The sequence below is a fragment of the Myxococcus sp. CA051A genome (genome assembly GCF_013336705.1).
In the GTDB taxonomy this organism is placed as follows: Bacteria; Myxococcota; Myxococcia; order Myxococcales; family Myxococcaceae; genus Myxococcus; species Myxococcus llanfairpwllgwyngyllgogerychwyrndrobwllllantysiliogogogochensis.
The window spans coordinates 749,705-766,372 of the sequence record NZ_JABUMS010000002.1 but is presented as its reverse complement, the minus strand read 5'-3'; the positions used below and the strand labels follow the sequence as shown (position 1 = coordinate 766,372).

At 68.6% G+C, this 16,668-nt stretch carries 14 protein-coding genes; 6 read left to right on the top strand and 8 right to left on the bottom strand.

Annotated elements, in window-relative coordinates:
- Nucleotides 1–245 precede the first annotated feature (245 nt).
- From HUA74_RS08545 to map, 3 genes are all read right to left on the bottom strand, one after another.
- Nucleotides 246–2,009, bottom strand: coding sequence for a hypothetical protein (locus tag HUA74_RS08545; protein ID WP_174454109.1), 1,764 nt, complete (start codon nucleotides 2,007–2,009; stop codon nucleotides 246–248).
- Nucleotides 2,006–2,632: a hypothetical protein gene (locus HUA74_RS08540; protein WP_174454108.1), complete on the bottom strand. Its 627-nt coding sequence runs from the start codon at nucleotides 2,630–2,632 to the stop codon at nucleotides 2,006–2,008. Before HUA74_RS08540 ends, HUA74_RS08545 begins: the two co-directional genes overlap by 4 nt.
- A gap of 357 nt (nucleotides 2,633–2,989) precedes the next feature.
- Nucleotides 2,990–3,799 carry a type I methionyl aminopeptidase gene (gene map / locus HUA74_RS08535; RefSeq protein ID WP_174454107.1) on the bottom strand — a complete coding sequence of 270 codons (810 nt, stop codon included), beginning with the start codon at nucleotides 3,797–3,799 and terminating at the stop codon, nucleotides 2,990–2,992.
- Nucleotides 3,800–3,903: 104 nt separating this feature from the next.
- Here map and HUA74_RS08530 point away from each other — a divergent pair, with 104 nt between their 5' ends.
- The 3 genes from HUA74_RS08530 to HUA74_RS08520 all read left to right on the top strand — a co-directional run bounded on the left by HUA74_RS08530 (nucleotide 3,904) and on the right by HUA74_RS08520 (nucleotide 8,472).
- The gene (locus HUA74_RS08530) at nucleotides 3,904–4,182 is read left to right on the top strand and encodes a LysR family transcriptional regulator (RefSeq protein ID WP_141646277.1); all 279 of its coding nucleotides are present in this window, start codon (nucleotides 3,904–3,906) and stop codon (nucleotides 4,180–4,182) included.
- A 760-nt stretch (nucleotides 4,183–4,942) separates the two neighbouring features.
- Nucleotides 4,943–7,051 (top strand): TonB-dependent receptor, encoded by a 2,109-nt coding sequence (locus HUA74_RS08525; protein WP_174454106.1) that lies wholly within the window; start codon nucleotides 4,943–4,945, stop codon nucleotides 7,049–7,051.
- A 242-nt stretch (nucleotides 7,052–7,293) separates the two neighbouring features.
- Complete coding sequence (locus tag HUA74_RS08520) at nucleotides 7,294–8,472, top strand: PDDEXK nuclease domain-containing protein (RefSeq protein ID WP_217443376.1); 1,179 nt, start codon at nucleotides 7,294–7,296, stop codon at nucleotides 8,470–8,472.
- A gap of 3 nt (nucleotides 8,473–8,475) precedes the next feature.
- Here HUA74_RS08520 and HUA74_RS08515 read toward each other — a convergent pair whose 3' ends face one another.
- From HUA74_RS08515 to HUA74_RS08500, 4 genes are all read right to left on the bottom strand, one after another.
- Nucleotides 8,476–9,807, bottom strand: coding sequence for a hypothetical protein (locus tag HUA74_RS08515; protein ID WP_174454105.1), 1,332 nt, complete (start codon nucleotides 9,805–9,807; stop codon nucleotides 8,476–8,478).
- 101 nt (nucleotides 9,808–9,908) lie between these two features.
- Nucleotides 9,909–11,906 (bottom strand): ATP-dependent DNA helicase, encoded by a 1,998-nt coding sequence (locus HUA74_RS08510; protein ID WP_141646281.1) that lies wholly within the window; start codon nucleotides 11,904–11,906, stop codon nucleotides 9,909–9,911.
- Between the two features lie 133 nt (nucleotides 11,907–12,039).
- Complete coding sequence (locus HUA74_RS08505) at nucleotides 12,040–12,798, bottom strand: hypothetical protein (RefSeq protein WP_174454104.1); 759 nt, start codon at nucleotides 12,796–12,798, stop codon at nucleotides 12,040–12,042.
- Nucleotides 12,795–13,790, bottom strand: coding sequence for a site-2 protease family protein (locus HUA74_RS08500; RefSeq protein ID WP_174454103.1), 996 nt, complete (start codon nucleotides 13,788–13,790; stop codon nucleotides 12,795–12,797). The genes HUA74_RS08505 and HUA74_RS08500 overlap by 4 nt, the downstream gene beginning before the upstream one ends.
- A 215-nt stretch (nucleotides 13,791–14,005) precedes the next feature.
- Here HUA74_RS08500 and HUA74_RS08495 point away from each other — a divergent pair, with 215 nt between their 5' ends.
- From HUA74_RS08495 to HUA74_RS08485, 3 genes are all read left to right on the top strand, one after another.
- Complete coding sequence (locus HUA74_RS08495) at nucleotides 14,006–14,353, top strand: hypothetical protein (protein WP_141646284.1); 348 nt, start codon at nucleotides 14,006–14,008, stop codon at nucleotides 14,351–14,353.
- Between the two features lie 101 nt (nucleotides 14,354–14,454).
- Entirely contained in the window at nucleotides 14,455–15,255 is an 801-nt protein-coding gene (locus HUA74_RS08490) for a hypothetical protein (protein ID WP_141646285.1), read from the top strand.
- 42 nt (nucleotides 15,256–15,297) lie between these two features.
- A complete protein-coding gene (locus tag HUA74_RS08485) occupies nucleotides 15,298–16,017 on the top strand; it encodes an HAD family hydrolase (protein WP_174454102.1) in 720 nt (239 codons plus the stop codon).
- Nucleotides 16,018–16,076: 59 nt separating this feature from the next.
- Here the strand turns inward: HUA74_RS08485 and HUA74_RS08480 are convergent, their stop codons facing one another.
- Nucleotides 16,077–16,559, bottom strand: coding sequence for a transcriptional regulator (locus HUA74_RS08480; protein WP_174454101.1), 483 nt, complete (start codon nucleotides 16,557–16,559; stop codon nucleotides 16,077–16,079).
- Nucleotides 16,560–16,668 lie beyond the last annotated feature (109 nt).

Sequence of the window (16,668 nt, the reverse complement as noted above, 5' to 3'; positions counted from 1 at the left end):
AGGGAGGCCAGCGATGCGGCGGCAAGTCTGCTTCGCGGCTTTCGGTCACGGTGCGCCCCACCTACTCTCGCCCGTCCGAGGAAGGACCCGCATGACGACACGCGACAACTCCAGTGCCCCTTCGACCATGGGGTGGCGGATGTCCCCGTGGACGTCTAGGGAAAGCCGGGCCAGGGACCGGTGGTGATTGACGCGGGCTGGGGCACCCTGCTCCCAACGAACCTGACGCATCCTGACCGTCGAGGTCAGAGGCATTCCGCGTACAGCAGCGTTCCATCCGCCGACACGTGGAAGTCGCGTCCCTCCACGCGTCCCCGAGACAGGAGTCGCTCCCGCTTGCGCCGGACGTCGTCACGCCGTCGCACCAGCGAGGGCTCTTCGTGCGGCACCCTCGGCTGGAAGCGCGCGGGGCCCCCCTTGTCGTCCGGCGCATAGCGGGTCAGCAGTGAGCGCTTCGAGCCTCGGCTCGCGCCATCATCCGCGTCGCCGTCGTCGGAGAAGTCGAGTTCCAGCGAGCCCCACTCTCCCACGTCGCAGTCGCAGGAGCCGCAGCCCGGGAAGCCGCAGCCCAGGAAGCCATCGCGGCAGGAGACACATTCCGCCTTCGGTGACGAACCACACGCCGCGCAGCCGTTGTCGCCAAACGAGTATGAGTGCCACCCCGAGTTGCTCACGCCCGCGAACTGGTAGCGATAGTTCATCACGCTGTCATGCACCACGCTGTACTGCCCCGGCACGTCGTTGCCGTTGTGGTCAAGGTTCAGGTTGTGGCCCAGCTCGTGGATGAACGTGCCGCGCTGCTCCTGGATGCTCGGACTGCTGAAGCAGCCCATGCTGATGATGAGGTCGTTGCCCAGCAGCTCGGCCTTGCCCGACGAGCAGCTCGTGAGGCTCGTGTGCCGGTTGGCCCACATCGCGTAGTGGAAGTACGGCCGGCGCTCGGGGTTCGCGGACGAAAAGGCGCTCTGCTTCAACGCGTAGAAGTCGACGCCGTTGGCGCAGCTCCCGTAGCAGACCACCTCATGCCAGGGCAGCGCGCCGTCGATAAAGGCATGCAGCCGCACGCTCCCACCCGTCTCCTGGGCGAACACCGCCGCCGCGTCCGCCACCAGGCCGGCGTACGGCTGCCGCGTAAGGTACGGGTTCGTCGGGTGCTGCATCCAGTCGACCTCCACGTAGAGGTCCCTTGCCGTGGGGCTGCTCCACTCGGAGAAGGAGAAGCCGTCATTGCCGAACACCTCCAGCGTGTCCGCTATCGAGTCCCCATCCGAGTCCTCGTTGTTCTGACTCAGTCCGATGAGCGGCTCGAGCGAGTCCGAGAGCCCATCCTCGTCACCGTCGTTGTCATCGAAGATGGTGGACCAGAGTTCCTCGTCGTGGACGAAGCTGGCCGTTCCGGCGCTGCCCGGGAAGCGCCCCACCACCACGCGCTGAGTGCCGACGTTCTGCGTGCTCGTCGCGGTGACGAGCGGGTAGTACTTCGGCCCGCTGTCGTCATCGTGCTGGAGGTACTCGGTATTGGAGCGCAGCAGGAAGAGGAGATGGTCTCCGCCTCCGGGGCTGGTGGCCGAGGCCCTGAAGGTGTCCTTCGCGTTCCACGCGAAGAGGAGCGGCACGCCTCCGAAAGGCTGCTGCGACAGGAGCAGCGTCCCGTTGCGATACAGGCTCGCCGTGCCGCCGCGCCCATCCGCGTACGCTCGCACCCAGACGCGGTAGTAGCCTGAGTCCGGCGCGACGAAAGTCACACACGAGCGCGTGGCGCCCTGGCAGTCGTCACCCACTGCGACCTGACTCCAGCCATTCCTGTCGCGCAACACGTGCAGCACCGTGTCCGGCACGGAGCCCGTCAGCTCTCGCGTCTCGAAGGTGTACGTCTGTCCCGCGTCGAGCCAGGTGCTCAGCCAGATGAAGCTGCCCCAGTCCCGCGATGCCACGTAGTGCGGCCCCGCCCACGCCATCATCGGCGCCAGCAGCAACACCATGCGAAGCGCCCCCATGAACGACTTCATCGCTTCTGCTCCCCCTGGAAGAACCACTCCTTGAATGTCTCTTGCGCGCGGGCGCGCTCCCCGGGCGAGAGAGTTCTCCACTTCACCTGCTCCTCCGCGAGCGCGCGCAGGTAGCGAGCGTCCTCGTCCCGTGCACGGGCGTCATCCGGAGGTGGGGCGGAGAGCTTCGCGACGAGATTGAGCGCGGCGAGATAGCGCTGCTCTTGTCGCGCCCGGGTCTCAGGGCTCGCGTCCTGGAAGGCTCGCTCCGTGCGAGTCACGAGCGCGGCCAGGTCGTCGACGGGCGCCTCGCGCAGGAGCGCTTCCTCATCTGGAGTCAGGGGAACCAGTGCGTCCTTCGCGAACCTCGTCAGCGGGGATGTCGCGGGGGTGGAACTCGCCACCTGCACCGTGAGGCCATCAGGTCCCTGGACCTGCTCGATGTGAAGGACAGGCTCCGGCGAGTCCTTGCGCGGGTCACCAGGCCGAGCCACCTCGGCTGGCTCCTGCTGCACCGTGGCCGAGTTCGCGGCGGAGTCCTCGCGTGACATGTGCCGAGGCACCAGCAGGGGGATTCCCGCCGCGAGCAGTACGACGCCCAACACCACGCTCCCGACTCCGACCTTGTCGCCTCGTGCGCGCATGCGGCCCCCACTCGCAGGCCACACGTCTAGCCGCAATTCGCGCCGGCATCAAACAGCCGGAGTCTCGGAAGGATTCAGCCCGAGACAGGCGTGGGGAGGACTCCCCTCGCCCACCGGCATCAAACAGCCGGAGTGCGGAGACATTCAGCCCGGGACAGGCGTGATGAGGACTCTCCTCGCCCACCAGCATCAAGCAGCCAGGGTGCGGAGACATTCAGCCCGAGACAATCTCGCGGAGGAGTGTCACTCGGTCGGAGATCGGGGCAGCACGACGGGTGTCATCGAACGGCCCGGTGCGCCTCCGGACGGGAAGGCCTCGACGGTGCTGCGTCGAACACGTCGTGCTCCAGGCTCAACTCAACGGGCCTCGGGCTGTGACGTCAGGGAGGGTGGCTCCACCACCGGATGAGCACCGGGATATGGGGTGAGCACCTCGCAGCCCTCGCGCGTCACCAGGATGGTGTGCTCGAACTGCGCGGAGAGGCTTCCGTCCTCCGTCACCACCGTCCAGCCGTCCGCGAGCATTCGAATCTCGGGGCGGCCCAGGTTCACCATCGGTTCGATGGTGAGCACCATGCCGGAGCGCAAGGTGATGCCCGTCCCCCGCGAGCCGAAATGCGGAACATGGGGCGGCGCGTGCATGGAGCGTCCGATGCCGTGTCCTCCGAACTCCCGCACGATGCTGCACCCTTCCTTCTCCGCCAGCTCCTGGATGGCCGCGCCGATGTCGCCCATCCGAGCACCGTGACGCACGACGGAGACACCCACGTCACGACACCGGCGTGCCACGTCCACCACATGCCGAGCGTCGGCGGAAACGTCACCGATGCAGAACGTGGCCGACGTGTCTCCGTGGTAGCCGTTCAGGCAGGTGGTGACGTCGACGTTGATGATGTCACCGGGGGCCAGTCTTTCGTCCGGGCGTGGGACGCCATGACAGACGACGTGATTGCGGCTGGTGCAGACCGTCGCGGGAAAACCGTGGTAGCCCAGCTGGCTGGGCGTGCCGCCTCGACGGGCCGTGTCCTCGCGCACCCACTGGTTGATGTCCTCCGTGGAGATGCCCGGCGTCAGCTTCCCCGCGACCCAGGCGAGCGTGCCAGCAGCCGCCTCGCCCGCACGACGCAGACGCTCTACCTCGGTGCCCTTGAACAATGGTGTTCCCATGGGGAGCCAAGGTGTCCCTGGGGGGCGTCAGCGTCCAATGCTGTTTCGGTATCGCGCTCGAGGGCGGGGGTGCAGGACATGAGCGCTCGCGGTAACCTGGGGCCGTGAGCATCACCCACCTCCAGTCCTTCGTCGCGGTGGCCGAGGAACGCCACGTGGGCCGCGCCGCGCGCCGGCTCCATCTCACCCAGCCGCCGCTGAGCCGCCACATCCTCGCGCTCGAGGACGAGCTCGGCACGCGCCTCTTCGAGCGCACTCGACAGGGCATGCGCCTGCTTCCCGCTGGAGAGGTCTTCCTTCACCACGCGCGCCGCATCCTCGCGGAGGTGGACACCGCGGTGCTCACCGTGCGCGGCCTCTCACCTCGCGACGCGGGCGGGTGAGGCAAAGCGCACGCCTGCTCGCTAGCCCGGAACCTCCACCGGGAACTCCAGGGCTTCTCCCCGGTGAGACAGGACCGCTGTGCGAATCAACTCGCGAAGCTGGCGCGCACTGAGCGGCAGGTCGGCGAAGACTCGCGAGGGCGAGAAATCTCCCAACGCCAGCCCTGGTCCCTGTTCCGGTCCCCAGATGCGCTCAGCCACGAGTTCGTAACGTGACCCGGCCAGCTCGAGGGAGACCGCGCAGTCCCTGTCATTGAGCCTCCGCGCGGCGAGCACTTTCATCACCCCGCCTCGCGGGTGTGAAGTCCGCTCCAACACGTCGTGACCACACATCCAGGATGCCCCCGCGCTCGTTGCGAACTGGACGATACCACGAGGCCTCGACGAGCCTCATGACGCTCGGCGGGCGCCCGTGCCCGAGGTGGGGACATACTGCCGCGCCGAGAGCCCCCGGACCGAAAAGGAACCGCCAGACATGCCGCGCAGGTCGTCATGCATCCCGTCATCACCTCGTCGGCTCGTGGTTCCCTGGGTGCTGCTCTCGTCACTGGCCTGGGCTCAAACACCAGACACCGGAATAACGACGACGGAGTCCGGCGCGCGGAACACCGTCATTGGCACCTCCTCATCGCCTGAGTCGCGCACTCGCATCGCCGGCTCCGACGGCTCCGACGGCTCCTCCGTAGCTGTACCGGAGCGGCCCGCCGCCAATGTACCCACGGCGCCTGAGACGTCCCCTCGTGTCGCTGTCGATGCGCCCATGGAGCAGGTGGCGACCTCCCGCGCCTTCGCCGAGGCACCCTCACAGCACGAGGCGCCTGCTGCTCCCATCGCCGATGCGTCCACCGCGCCTGAGGTTCCATCAAGCACGGCGCTGCCCACAGCGACGCCGGAGACAAGTGCATCCTCGCGAACCGTCGTCACGGGCACGCGCCTTCCACGTCCCGTGCGAGATGTGCCCGCCACCACCGTGGTGCTGCCTCGCGAGGAAATCGACCGCAGTCCCTCGCTGACGCAGGACACCCTCGTCCGCTCCCTGCCCTCGGTCGCCACCTTCCGCCGCACGCCGAGCCTCGTCTCCGACCCGACCGCCCAGGGCCTCAACCTGCGCGGTCTCGCTCCGTCCGGTGTCGCGCGCACCCTCGTCCTGCTGGACGGCGTCCCCGTCAATGACCCGCTCGGGGGCTGGGTCTTCTGGCGCTCGCTCCCGCGCCTTGGACTGGACCGCATCGAGGTCGTCCCCGGTGGCGGCTCCGCCCTCTATGGCAGCTCCGCGCTCGGCGGCGTCGTGCAGCTCATCTCCCGCCCCATCACCGGCCCGGCGCTCGACGCGGACCTCTCCGCCGGCAACCGCGACACGGGCCTCCTCGCCGCGCGCGGTGCACACCGCTGGGGCCCCATCGCCGCCGCTGTCGAAACCGAGCTGCTCACCAGCAGCGGCTATCGCATCGTCACCCCGGGCCAACGCGGCGCCATCGACAGCGACACGCCCAGCAACCATGTCGTCCTCAACGGCCGCGTCGAAGCTCAACCTTCTGACGCGCTGACGCTGTCCGCTCGCGCCAACCTCTTCCGTGAGAACCAGAACGGAGGCACCCGCTTCACCACCGCTCGCGTGGAGCTGGCGCACTTCGGCGCGGGCGCGCGACTTCAAACCGACACACTGGGCACCTTCTCCCTGGACCTCTACGGCCGTGCCCTTCGCTTTGAACAGAACCGCGCACGCGTCGCCCAGGACCGCGCCGCTGAGTCGCTCGCCGCGTCCCAGGACGTGCCTGCTGATGACCAGGGTGCCTCACTCGTGTGGACCGCGCCGAGCTGGACGGCGGGGGGCACCCATCAGCTCTCCGCGGGACTCGACGCTCGGCGGCTGGCGGGCACATCCAGCGAGCAACTCTTCCCACCCACGCAAACTCCCGACACCGTTCTCACCCGTGAAGCCGGCGGCACGCAGTGGACAGGTGGCGTGTTCCTCCAGGACCTCTACGCCATCACTTCCGCACTGGAGCTGTCGGCCGCGCTCCGCTTCGACGTCTGGCGCAACACACAAGGGCTCCAACGTGTCGAGCGAGCCAGCGGCACGGTGGACACCACGCCCTTCGAGGACCGCACCGAGCACCAGCTCAGTCCACGCCTGGGCATGCGCCTGCGCCCCTGGGACGCCGTCACGCTGCGTGCCTCCGGGTATCGAGCCTTCCGCGCCCCGACGCTCAACGAGCTCTATCGCCCCTTCCAGGTCGGCACCGTGTTCACCGCCGCGAACGCGAACCTCGGCGCGGAGCGCCTGTGGGGCGCGGAGGCTGGCGTGGAAGTCGAGCCCCTGCGCACCCTCACCGCCCGCGTCACCGGCTTCTGGAATGTGCTCGAGGACCCCATCACCAACGTCACCCTCCCCGACGGCACGGGCCGCGAGCGGCAGAACCTGGGTCGCGCCCGCGTGCGCGGCGTGGAGGCCAGCATCGACTGGCGACTGTCACGCCAGTGGACGACGCTCCTCGGATACACCTTCGTGGACCCCACCGTGACGGATGCGCCCGGCCAGCCGGCGCTCGTGGGCCGACAGCTCGCGCAGGACCCCAGGCATCGAGCCGCCGCCAGCCTCACCTTCGAGGACCCGTCCCTCGTCACCGCCACCGTGCAGCTCCGAGTCACCGGGCCTCAATACGAGGATGACCTCAATGAGCGCGGCATGGGTGGCGCGCTCGTCGTGGATGCGGCCGTCAGCCGGCGGCTCTTCTGGAAGGTGGACCTCTTCGCCGCGGTGGAGAACCTCTTCGACCGCGAATACCTCGCGGGCCGCGCGGGCGTGGACACGTTGGGCCCGCCCCTGCTCGCGCGCGTGGGCCTGCGACTTCGTGACGCGCCCTGAGCCTCCGAGGCGGTCACACGGCATCCCCGGCAGCACCGTCACACCCATCCAGTAGGGTGGACCTCTCCGCCGCCAGGAAGAATGGTGGCACTCATTCAGCACAGAGGTGGTCGTTGACGACGAAGCAGTCCCGCCAGAAGACCTCGAAAGCGAAGGGCAAGAAATCCTCGGCGCCACGGAGACAACAGTCGACGTTAGCGGGGTCCAGAGCGCCCGACGTCGGTTCCCTGCTCGAGCGCGTGGTGGCGATTCTCGAGAAGTCCCGCGCGCAGGTCCTTCGCTCCATCAACAGCATGATGGTGCTGGCGTACTGGCAGATTGGGCGAGACCTCGTCGAGTTCCATCAAGGCGGCGCACACCGAGCAGGCTATGGCGACCAGCTCCTCGAAGCCCTCTCCGCCCGCCTTCAAGAGCGAGTAGGTCGGGGCTATTCCACGACGAATCTCCGCTACTTCAGGACGTTCTATCTCGCGTACGCAGACCGCTCCCCTGAGATTCGCCACATCGAAAGTGGCGAATCTTCAAGGGCGTCCTCGGGCGCATCAACCGGCCCCGAGCGTGAGTTCCGCCACAAGGAACGAGGCGTGCTCCAGGACCTCGAGCGAGCACTCGGGCACCAGGGCGTTCTCGAGGGTTTCTCGCCGATGCTCGGCTGGTCACATTATCGGTTGCTCATGAAGCTCGAGCACGAGGCCGAACGGCGCTTCTACGAAATCGAGGCCGAGCGCGGCTCCTGGCCCGTCGAGCACCTCGAACGACAGATTCACACGCACCTCTTCGCGCGCCTGCTCAAGAGCCGCGACAAGCACGGCGTCATGGACCTCGCGACCCGGGGACAGGTCCTCGAGAGACCAGCCGACGCCATCAAGCACCCCTTCGTCCTCGACTTCCTCGACCTTCCCGAGAGCGAGCTGCTGCGCGAGAGCGACCTGGAGCGCGCGATCCTCGGCAAGCTCTCGCACTTTCTCCTCGAGCTCGGCAGGGGCTTCGCCTTCGTGGCGAGACAGAAGCGATTGTCCTTCGAGGACGAACACTTCTACGTCGATCTCGTTTTCTACAACGTCATCCTGAAGTGCTACCTGCTCATCGACCTCAAGCTTGGCAAGCTCGCGCACCAGGACGTGGGCCAGATGGACAGCTATGTGCGGCTGTTCGATGCGCAGGGACGAACAGAAGGCGATGGCCCCACGATTGGGCTCATCCTCTGCGCGCAGAAGAACGAAGCGGTGGCCCGCTACTCCATCCTCCACGAGCATGAACAACTCTTCGCCGCCAAGTACGTGACCTATCTGCCGAGCGTCGAAGAACTGGAGCGAGAGCTGGCCCGCGACAAACGCCTGCTCGAAGCGCGCGCCCCGGGCGTTCGCGCGCCGAAGGGGCAACCTCGCAAGCGAGTTGGTGGAGGACGAGCGACGCGGTAATGCTCACGGACACTGGCGCGAATAGCCGATACGCCGGAGCATTCGCATCGGCTCCTGGGCTTCGACCAGTTCCGTGTACATCACATGCGCGCGGCCCTGTGCATCCACCTCCAGGGCCCAGTCGAAGAAGGGTGAATCGAGGAGGCTGGACTCCAGGTCGATGACCGTCTTCGGCGCCCAATCCCCCTGCGCGTCGTTCCGGTACTCCAACCGCTTCCCGAGATTGCGCAGCACATGAATCACCCCCGAGGCGGAGAACCGCAGCTCACCAGAAGATGACTCGAAGGGAAGGATGCTCGTCGACCACTCGCCTGGAGCACTCCGGCTGCTCAGCGACAAGACGCCCGCCTTCGCCCAAAGGATGTGTGGCACCCCTGCTGGTGACACCGCGATGACCGGATTCGCACCCGCCGCGGCCACCTGCTCCCTCACCCACGTCCCCGAGGCGTTCGTCGCGTAGAAGATGCCAGCGCGTCCAAGCACGGCGTCGTACTCATACGTCACATGGGCTTTGCCCTGGCCATCCGCGCGCAGCGACACGCGCGTGGAGAGCGACCCGAGCTCGATGCCCGTATCGATGACAGACAAATCACCAATACGACCCTGCACATGGTTGAGCCGGTGCTTCACCGCATCCACCAGGCTGATGGCATGCAGCCTGCCCTGCGCATCCAGGTCATGGGCACGCACCAGGCCACTCATCAGCCGAGCGTGCTCCCAGCGTCCCCCTGTGTGATGGAGGAAATCGGTGGGGACCACCTGCGCCAGGTCATCGGACCGCGGGCTGATGGCCAGGTGGACCTCACCCGCCGCATCCACGCGGATGCCACCCAACCACCACTGCCCTCCCGCGAAACCCGTCTCGGCGAAGACGCGCCAGGGCTTCGTCGTCACCACTCGCAGCACCGCGTCGGTGTACTCGACGAAGTACGCCTCACCGTCCGCATCCAGGGCGAACTGTGGATACCCCCTGTCTCCACCCAGCGGCAGCACCGTGCGCGACTGCCAGCCGTCCTCGCAGTCGCTCCACGCCGTCATCCGCGCATCCACACCGCCATCCCCCAGCGGCCGGACGGGGATGTTCAGCCCACCGTCAGGCCCCGCGTCCTCGGAAAGCGGAATCCCACCATCCCGCCCACCGTCAGGCCCCGCGTCCGGCTCCCCGCCATCCGGCCCCTCCTTCCCACCGAGTTCATCCCCTCCGTCCGGTGAATCGCTCCCCGAGTCCGAGGGAGGCTCCCCCATGGGCACCAGCGAGATGGGCTCACACGCACACACCAACGCCACCGCGGCGAGCAGGACGAGGCGCAGGAAGGGAAGGACCAGACAGTCCACGTCAGGGCTCTGGGGTGTGCGGGGACAGCCGGTGAAACAGACCCGGCCGAAGGCATACGAAATGAGCGGAATTCTCGGGCAATTTCGCCCGGAAATTCAGCTCACTCCACCGAACGCAAGGACCGCACGGGGCGCACCGGGCCGTTGAACCAGCGGCTCAGCTCCACCAGGTCGTCCATCCGCCGCGCGTCCGGCAGGCTGGCCAGGAAGACCTGTCCATACGCCTTGGTGAGGATGCGCCGGTCCAACATCGCGACGATGCCCTTGTCGGACTGGGTGCGAATCAGGCGCCCGAAGCCCTGGCGCAGCGCCAGCGCCGCCTGGGGGAGCTGGTACTGCTCGAAGGGCTCCTCGCCCCGCGTCTGGAGCTGCTTGATTCGCGCGGCCACCAGCGGGTCACCCGGAGAGGCGAACGGGAGCCGGTCGATGATGACCAGGCTGAGCGCATCCCCCGGCACGTCCACGCCCTCCCAGAAGCTGTGCGCCGCGAAGAGCACGCTCGGCGTGTCGCGGAACGCCTCCAGCAACTGCGCCTTGGGCCGCTCCCCCTGGAGCAGCGCCTGATACGGCAGCCGTCCCGCCGCCAGCTCGTACGCGCGCACCATGTTGCGCAGCGACGTGAAGAGCACGAAGGCACGGCCCCCCGTCACCTGGCAGAGCTGGACGATTTCCTCCGCGGCCGCCTCGATGAAGCCAGGGGCGCTCGGGTCCGGCAGATGCGTGGGCAGATACAGCGCGGCCTGGCGCGGGTAGTCGAACGGGCTGGGCACCGCCAGCGTGCGCACGCGCGTCACCGTCTGGCCATCCTCGCCATACAGCCCCATGCGCCGGGCGAAGAAGTCGAAGCGGCTCTCCGCCGCCAGCGTGGCGGACGTGTACACCACCGTGTCGAGCGCGCCGTACATCCGCTCGCGCAGCTCCTTCGCGACGTCGATGGGACTGGCGCGCAGGAACAGCCCCTTGCCGCGCTGCTCCGCCCAGTACACGTGGTCCGACGACTCGGCCTTCTCCAGAAAGGAGAGCTGCTCCTCCAGTTCGTCCGCGCGGCGCGTAATCGCGGCCAGCTCCGGCTCGCGCTCGCCCGCGCTGAAGGCGGACAACGCGGCCAGGCCCTCGCGCACACCGCCCAGCGCGCTGGACAGCTTGCCCATCGCCTCCGGCTGAATCGAGACGGAGGCCTCGTGGCCCGACAACCCCAGCGCCCGGGGGGCCTGCGCGAAGAAGGCGTCCGCCCCGGTGCGCAGCCGCGCGGCCAGCGCGCGCAACATCGCGTGCCGCGAGTCGTCTTCCTTCAACGACGCCACCGCGTCGCGCGCCAGCTCTTCCATCCGGTAGTTGGAGACCCCCACGCCGAAGTGGCCGCTCGCCGCGTCCTCCAGCGCATGCGCCTCGTCGAAGACGACGGCCTCGTAGTACGGCAGCACGCCCTCGGTGCGCTTGCCGGAGCTGCGCAGCGACAGGTCCGCGAAGAAGAGGTGGTGGTTGACCACCAGCAGGTCCGCGCTCTCCGCGCGCTTGCGCATGCGCGTGACGAAACACGGCTCGTACAGCGGGCAGCGCGTGCCCACGCACGTCTCGGACGTGGTGGACAGCCGAGCCCACGCGCTGAACGACTCCGGCAGGTCCAGCTCGCTGCGGTCCCCGGTCTGCGTGTCCTCCGCCCACGCCTTGAGCTTGGGCCAGTACCGCGCCTCGTCGCGAGAGCCGAACTGCGGCTCCTTGGCGAAGGCGCCGTAGCGGTGCAGGCACAGGTAGTTGTTGCGCCCCTTGAGGTAGGCGGCCTCGAAGGTGAGCCCCATCTTCTCGCGCAGGAGCGGCAGGTCCTTGAAGAAGATCTGGTCCTGCAGCGTCTTCGTCGCCGTGGACACCACGACGCGGCGGCCCGACAGCAGCGCGGGCACCAGGTAGGCGAGCGTCTTGCCCGTGCCCGTGCCCGCCTCCGCCAAGAGGTAGCTGCGCTCCGCGAAGGCCCGCTCCACGGCGCGCGCCATCTGGAGCTGCTCCGGCCGGTGCTCATACGCGGGCAGGGCCACCTGGAGCGCGCCCCCCGGACCGAGCAGGCTGTCGACGGTGAGTGACGGAGAGACGGGAAGCGTCATCGGGAGTGGCGAGCCTCGCGGGAGCGGCCCGACACGATAGCAGCCAGCCGCGCCCCAGGCCCGTTTCCATCCACCATCCATGCCCCGCGCCCGCATGGCCGGCCGCCCCGCGGGGGAGTCGCCGCCCGCCGCGTCAGGGCAGGTCGCTGAAGAAGAGCAGCCGCACGCGCTGGATGATGAACGTGAAGAGCACCAGCACCACCAGCGAGAGCGCCGCGATGGCCGCCGCTCGCAGCCGCCGCTTGCCTGGCGACACCTCCGAGGACTCCACCTCCGTGGGCACCACCAGGGTGGCCCGCCGCACCACTTCCTCCCGCGCCCGGTGCGCCACGGCGTCATCCGGCGCCCGCGCCAGCCGCACCCGGTACAGGCGGCCCGCCGAGGCCAGCTCCCCGCGACCCATGGCCAGGGTCAGCAGCCTGTCGTGCGCCTCCCACTCCTCCCAGTGCTCCGCCAGCGAGCGCCACGCCCCCATCAGGTCGTCCGAGGGCTTGTGCTCCTCCGGCATGAAGTTGGCGTACACCAGCCCGCACTGCGCGCAGGATGTGTCCACCTCCCGCCGCGGCGACACGCACTTGGGACAGTGTCCCGGCGGAGGCGTGAAGAGCGCCTCGTCGTCCAGCGTCACCGGCACCGCCGAGCCCCGCACCACCCGCAGGGCCGGCGTGCTGGCGCGCGCGGGCAGCGGCACCGACCCCGTCGTGTCCTCCGCCGAGGACTGCGTCGAGCCGGAGCCCTCGCCCGACAGCGCCGGGGACACCGAGAGCGGCAGCGACGCACGCGCGCGGCTCTCCGCGCCACACCGCTGGCACGACACCACCAGCCCGCCCCCCTCCATCCGGAAGGACTCCAGGGGGATGAGCCGCTCACAGGCTTCACACTGGAACTTCATGACACCACCTGACGCAGCGGCACGGGCATCGCGCAGCCGATGAGGGCCAAGAGGCACAGCGCGCAGATGAGCTTGCGCGTGGGACTGAGGGGCTCCAGCGGCGCCACGACGTCAGGGTGCCCGAAGCCCACCACCTTGCTCGTCACCAGGAGCCACAGGCCCCAGGACGCGGTGACGAAGAGCGTGAGGAACAAGAGCAGCGCGGCCATGGCCCGCCCCACCCAGTGCGCGTGACGGCCCAGCAGCGCGAAGGCCAGGTGCCCGCCGTCCAGCTGTCCCATGGGCATCAGGTTGAGCAGCGTGACGAGCAGGCCGAACCAGCCCGCGATGACCACCGGATGTACCAGCACGTCCTTTCCCTCCGGCAAGGGCCCCAGCGCCAACCACGTCAGCCCCCGCATCAGCAGGCTGTCACCAAACAGGGTCTGCACGCCATGAAGCGTCTCTTCCGGCGCGGCGGGCGCGTGCGTCAGCTTCGCCATCACCCAGGTGAACAAGTCCTTGCCGTACGCCCACAGCGACATCTCGCCGGGGAACTGCGAGGGCACGTGGGGCGCGTCCACCACCGTGGAGTGCGCAAGCCCCCAGTAGAGGATGGGCAGCGCCACCACCAGGCCCGCCAGCGGTCCCGCCGCGCCAATGTCCACCAGCGCGTTGCGGTGCGGGATTCGGTCCCGGATGCGGATGACGGCGCCCAGCGTGCCCACGCCCAGGACAGGAAGCGGGATGAAGTACGGCAGCGACGTGTCCACGCGGTGGATGCGCGCGAGCACGTAGTGGCCCATCTCGTGAGTGCCCAGGATGGCCAGCAGCGACAGGCTGAACGACAGCGCGCGCATCGCCGCTTCCCTGGAGACCTCGTCCGGCGAGTACGGCCGCTGGAAGTGGAAGTACAGCAGGTACGAGGTGAAGGTCGTCACCACCGTCAGCAGCAGCAGCAGCAGGTGAATCCAGTACCGGGGCGCGGGACGTGCGGCGGGGACGATGTCCATTCGGAAGCCTCGGGGTTTGGGGCTAGCAAGGCGAGATGTGCATTGCAACGCGAGCGCGCTCACCCAACGGGCGTACAGTGTGTCCGGACGGACCTTGACATGGAGTCGACATCTGGTACGTACCCCGGCGCTTGAGGTCCCATTCAAACGGACGAGCGTTCCCTTCACGGGGGTGCTCGACCACCGTCCAAGCAACACTCAACGAGGGGAAAACCATGAAGAAGCTCATCCTGTCCGCCGTTGCCGCGTCCAGCCTCATCGGCTGCACCAGCGTCGAGAGCGCTGTTGTCTCCGGCACCGAAATCGCGGCGAACGGTGAGGCCGTGGCCGTCATCCAGACCAACGCGCTGGGCCTGACCGCCATCTTCCACATCATCGACATCGTCCAGAGCGACCTGGACACCGTGGTGAACAAGCTCCTGATCGCCGAGGCGAAGGCGATGGGCGCGTCCAAGGTCGACCTGAAGTCGGCGTCCACCACCCCCCGTCACGGCATCTACGCCCTGTTCGGCACCATCATCGGCATCACCTCCTCCACGGCCACCGGCGTGGCGGTGAAGTAGTCAGGCCGCCGGCCCTCACGGCGGCACCTTTCGGGAGGCCCCCTGGCGACAGGCGGGCCTCCTTGCTTTTCAGCCCCCCTCCTGCCTCACTTTCTCATTCCATGCGCCTGCGCCTCTTCGTGCCCTGTGTCCTCCTCGCCCTCGCGGGCTGCCCACGAAAGACGGACGACACCGCGGCGCTGGCCGCGCAGGTGAAACAGCGGCTGGCGGAGCGGGACACCAAGCTCGGCGGGTATCACATCGCCGGCACGGTGAAGGACGAGGGCCAGGACGAGGTGCCCTTCTCGTTCGACTACCGCGCGCCCCAGCGCATGCGCGGCACGCTGGGCACGCCCGCCACGCGCATCTTCTCGTGGGACGGCACCCACCTCTTCGAGCAGTTGGACGGCGAGAAGCGCTTCACCACGTTCAAGTCGGAGCTGCCTCCCGCGAAGCTCGCGGGCTTCCTCACGGAGACCTTCGGCGTCTTCACGCCCGAGGGCTTCCGCGCGCCGCTCGTGTCCCACGGCGCCACCCTGCGCCGCGTGAAACATCCCCGCGCGCCAGAAGCCGTGGAGCTGGCGGTGACGCTGGGGGGCGAGGCCCAGGGCCTGGAGCTGGTGTACGTGCTGCGCTGGCCGGGGCTCGACTTCCTGGACAAGCGCTCGCGCGCGCCGGACGGCACGCAGGCGGAGGTCCGCATGGAGGAGGAGCACTGCGACGCGGCCCTGGCACTGTGCGTCCCCCGGCGCCTCACCCGGTGGCTGGGGGGGCGGAAGGTCGGGGAGACGGTGCTCTCGCGTGTGGAGCTGAACAGCCCGCCGCCCAATGACACCTTCACCCTCACGGCACCAGAGGGCTACGATGTGAAGACACGAACACTGGTGGAGGCGACCCCAGAGAACCCGCCCACGGGCGGTTGACCGCCACCTGGGGCGTCCCCACTTTGGCCCGGGAGGCGCGCGATGGTGGAGAACGTCATCTTCGACGTCGATGGAACGCTGGTGGACTCGGTGGACGAGCACGCCGAGGCGTGGCGACGTGCGTTCCTGCACTTCGGCAGGGATGTCCCGTTCGCCCATGTGCGCAGTCAGATTGGCAAGGGAGCCGACCAGCTCATCCCCGTCTTCTTCAACGACGACGAACTGGAGCGCTTCGGCAAGGAGCTGGAGGAGTACCGCTCCGCGCTGTTCCTGCGGGAGTTCCTGCCCAAGGTGAGGCCCCTGCCTCGCGTGAGGGAGCTGTTCCAGCGGCTGCGTCAGCACGGCCGACGCCTGGCCCTGGCATCCAGCGCGAAGGACGAGGAGCTCCAGTACTACGTGCGGCTGTGCGGCATCGAAGGCCTGTACGAGACCCAGGCGAGCAAGGACGAGGTGGACAAGAGCAAGCCTCACCCGGACATCTTCGAGAGCGCGCTCGCCAGGCTGGGCCGCCCCGCGCCGGACGTCACGGTGGTGGTGGGCGACACGCCCTATGACGCGCTCGCCGCCGGCAAGCTGGGCCTGTCCACCGTGGGCGTGCTGGCCGGAGGCTTCTCTCCGGAGGACCTGCGTTCCGCGGGCTGCCGCATCCTGGTGAAGGACCCCTCGGAGCTGCTGCGGCTGGCCGAGGACTCCTCGGTCGACTGGCCGTGGAACGGACCCGGCGCCACGCCGCCGGCCTCCAAGGACGAAGAGCCTCGCTGAAGCAGCGCGTTCGCGCCCCACCTCGAGCACACCGAGGATGGGGCGCGAGCCGCGCGCGACTACCTGCGCGAGCCGCCCCGGCCGCGTGAGCCGCGCGTTCCGGTGGTGCCGCGACGGGAAACACCTCGGGTGCTCTTGCGAGCCGTGCCACGCTTGGAGCGCGTGCTCGTGGAAGTCTTGCGAGCCGTGGCCCGGCGTCCGGCGACGCGACGCGCGGTGGACTTGCTCCCAGAGCGCGTGGCGCGCACGGGCTTGCGCGTCCTCGAAGCAGCCGCCTTGCGAGCCGACGCGGACCGCTGCGCGGCGGTGCGCTTGCGCGCGGCCTTCTTCGCGGCGGCGCGCACCTTGGGGCGGCGCCGGGCCATCTTGGCCTTGCTGCCGGAGCCACCCTTCATCCCACCACCGGTGGCCTTGTTCACCGTGGCCCAGGCCCGAGCCGCCGCCGTCTTGTCCGACGTGCCGCGAGCCTCGTAACCCTTCTCGATTTTCTCGGCCATCCGCTTCTGTTTCGCCGTGTACTTCGCCTTGCTTCCTCGTGCCATGCATCGCCCTCCAGGCCTTGCGCTTCACCGGCGCGGAGCCGGCCGCGCCTGAAAGGTGTGCAGCCACCCTGGCACACGGAAGGGGCGCGACGGCCACCTCTGTCCCTCC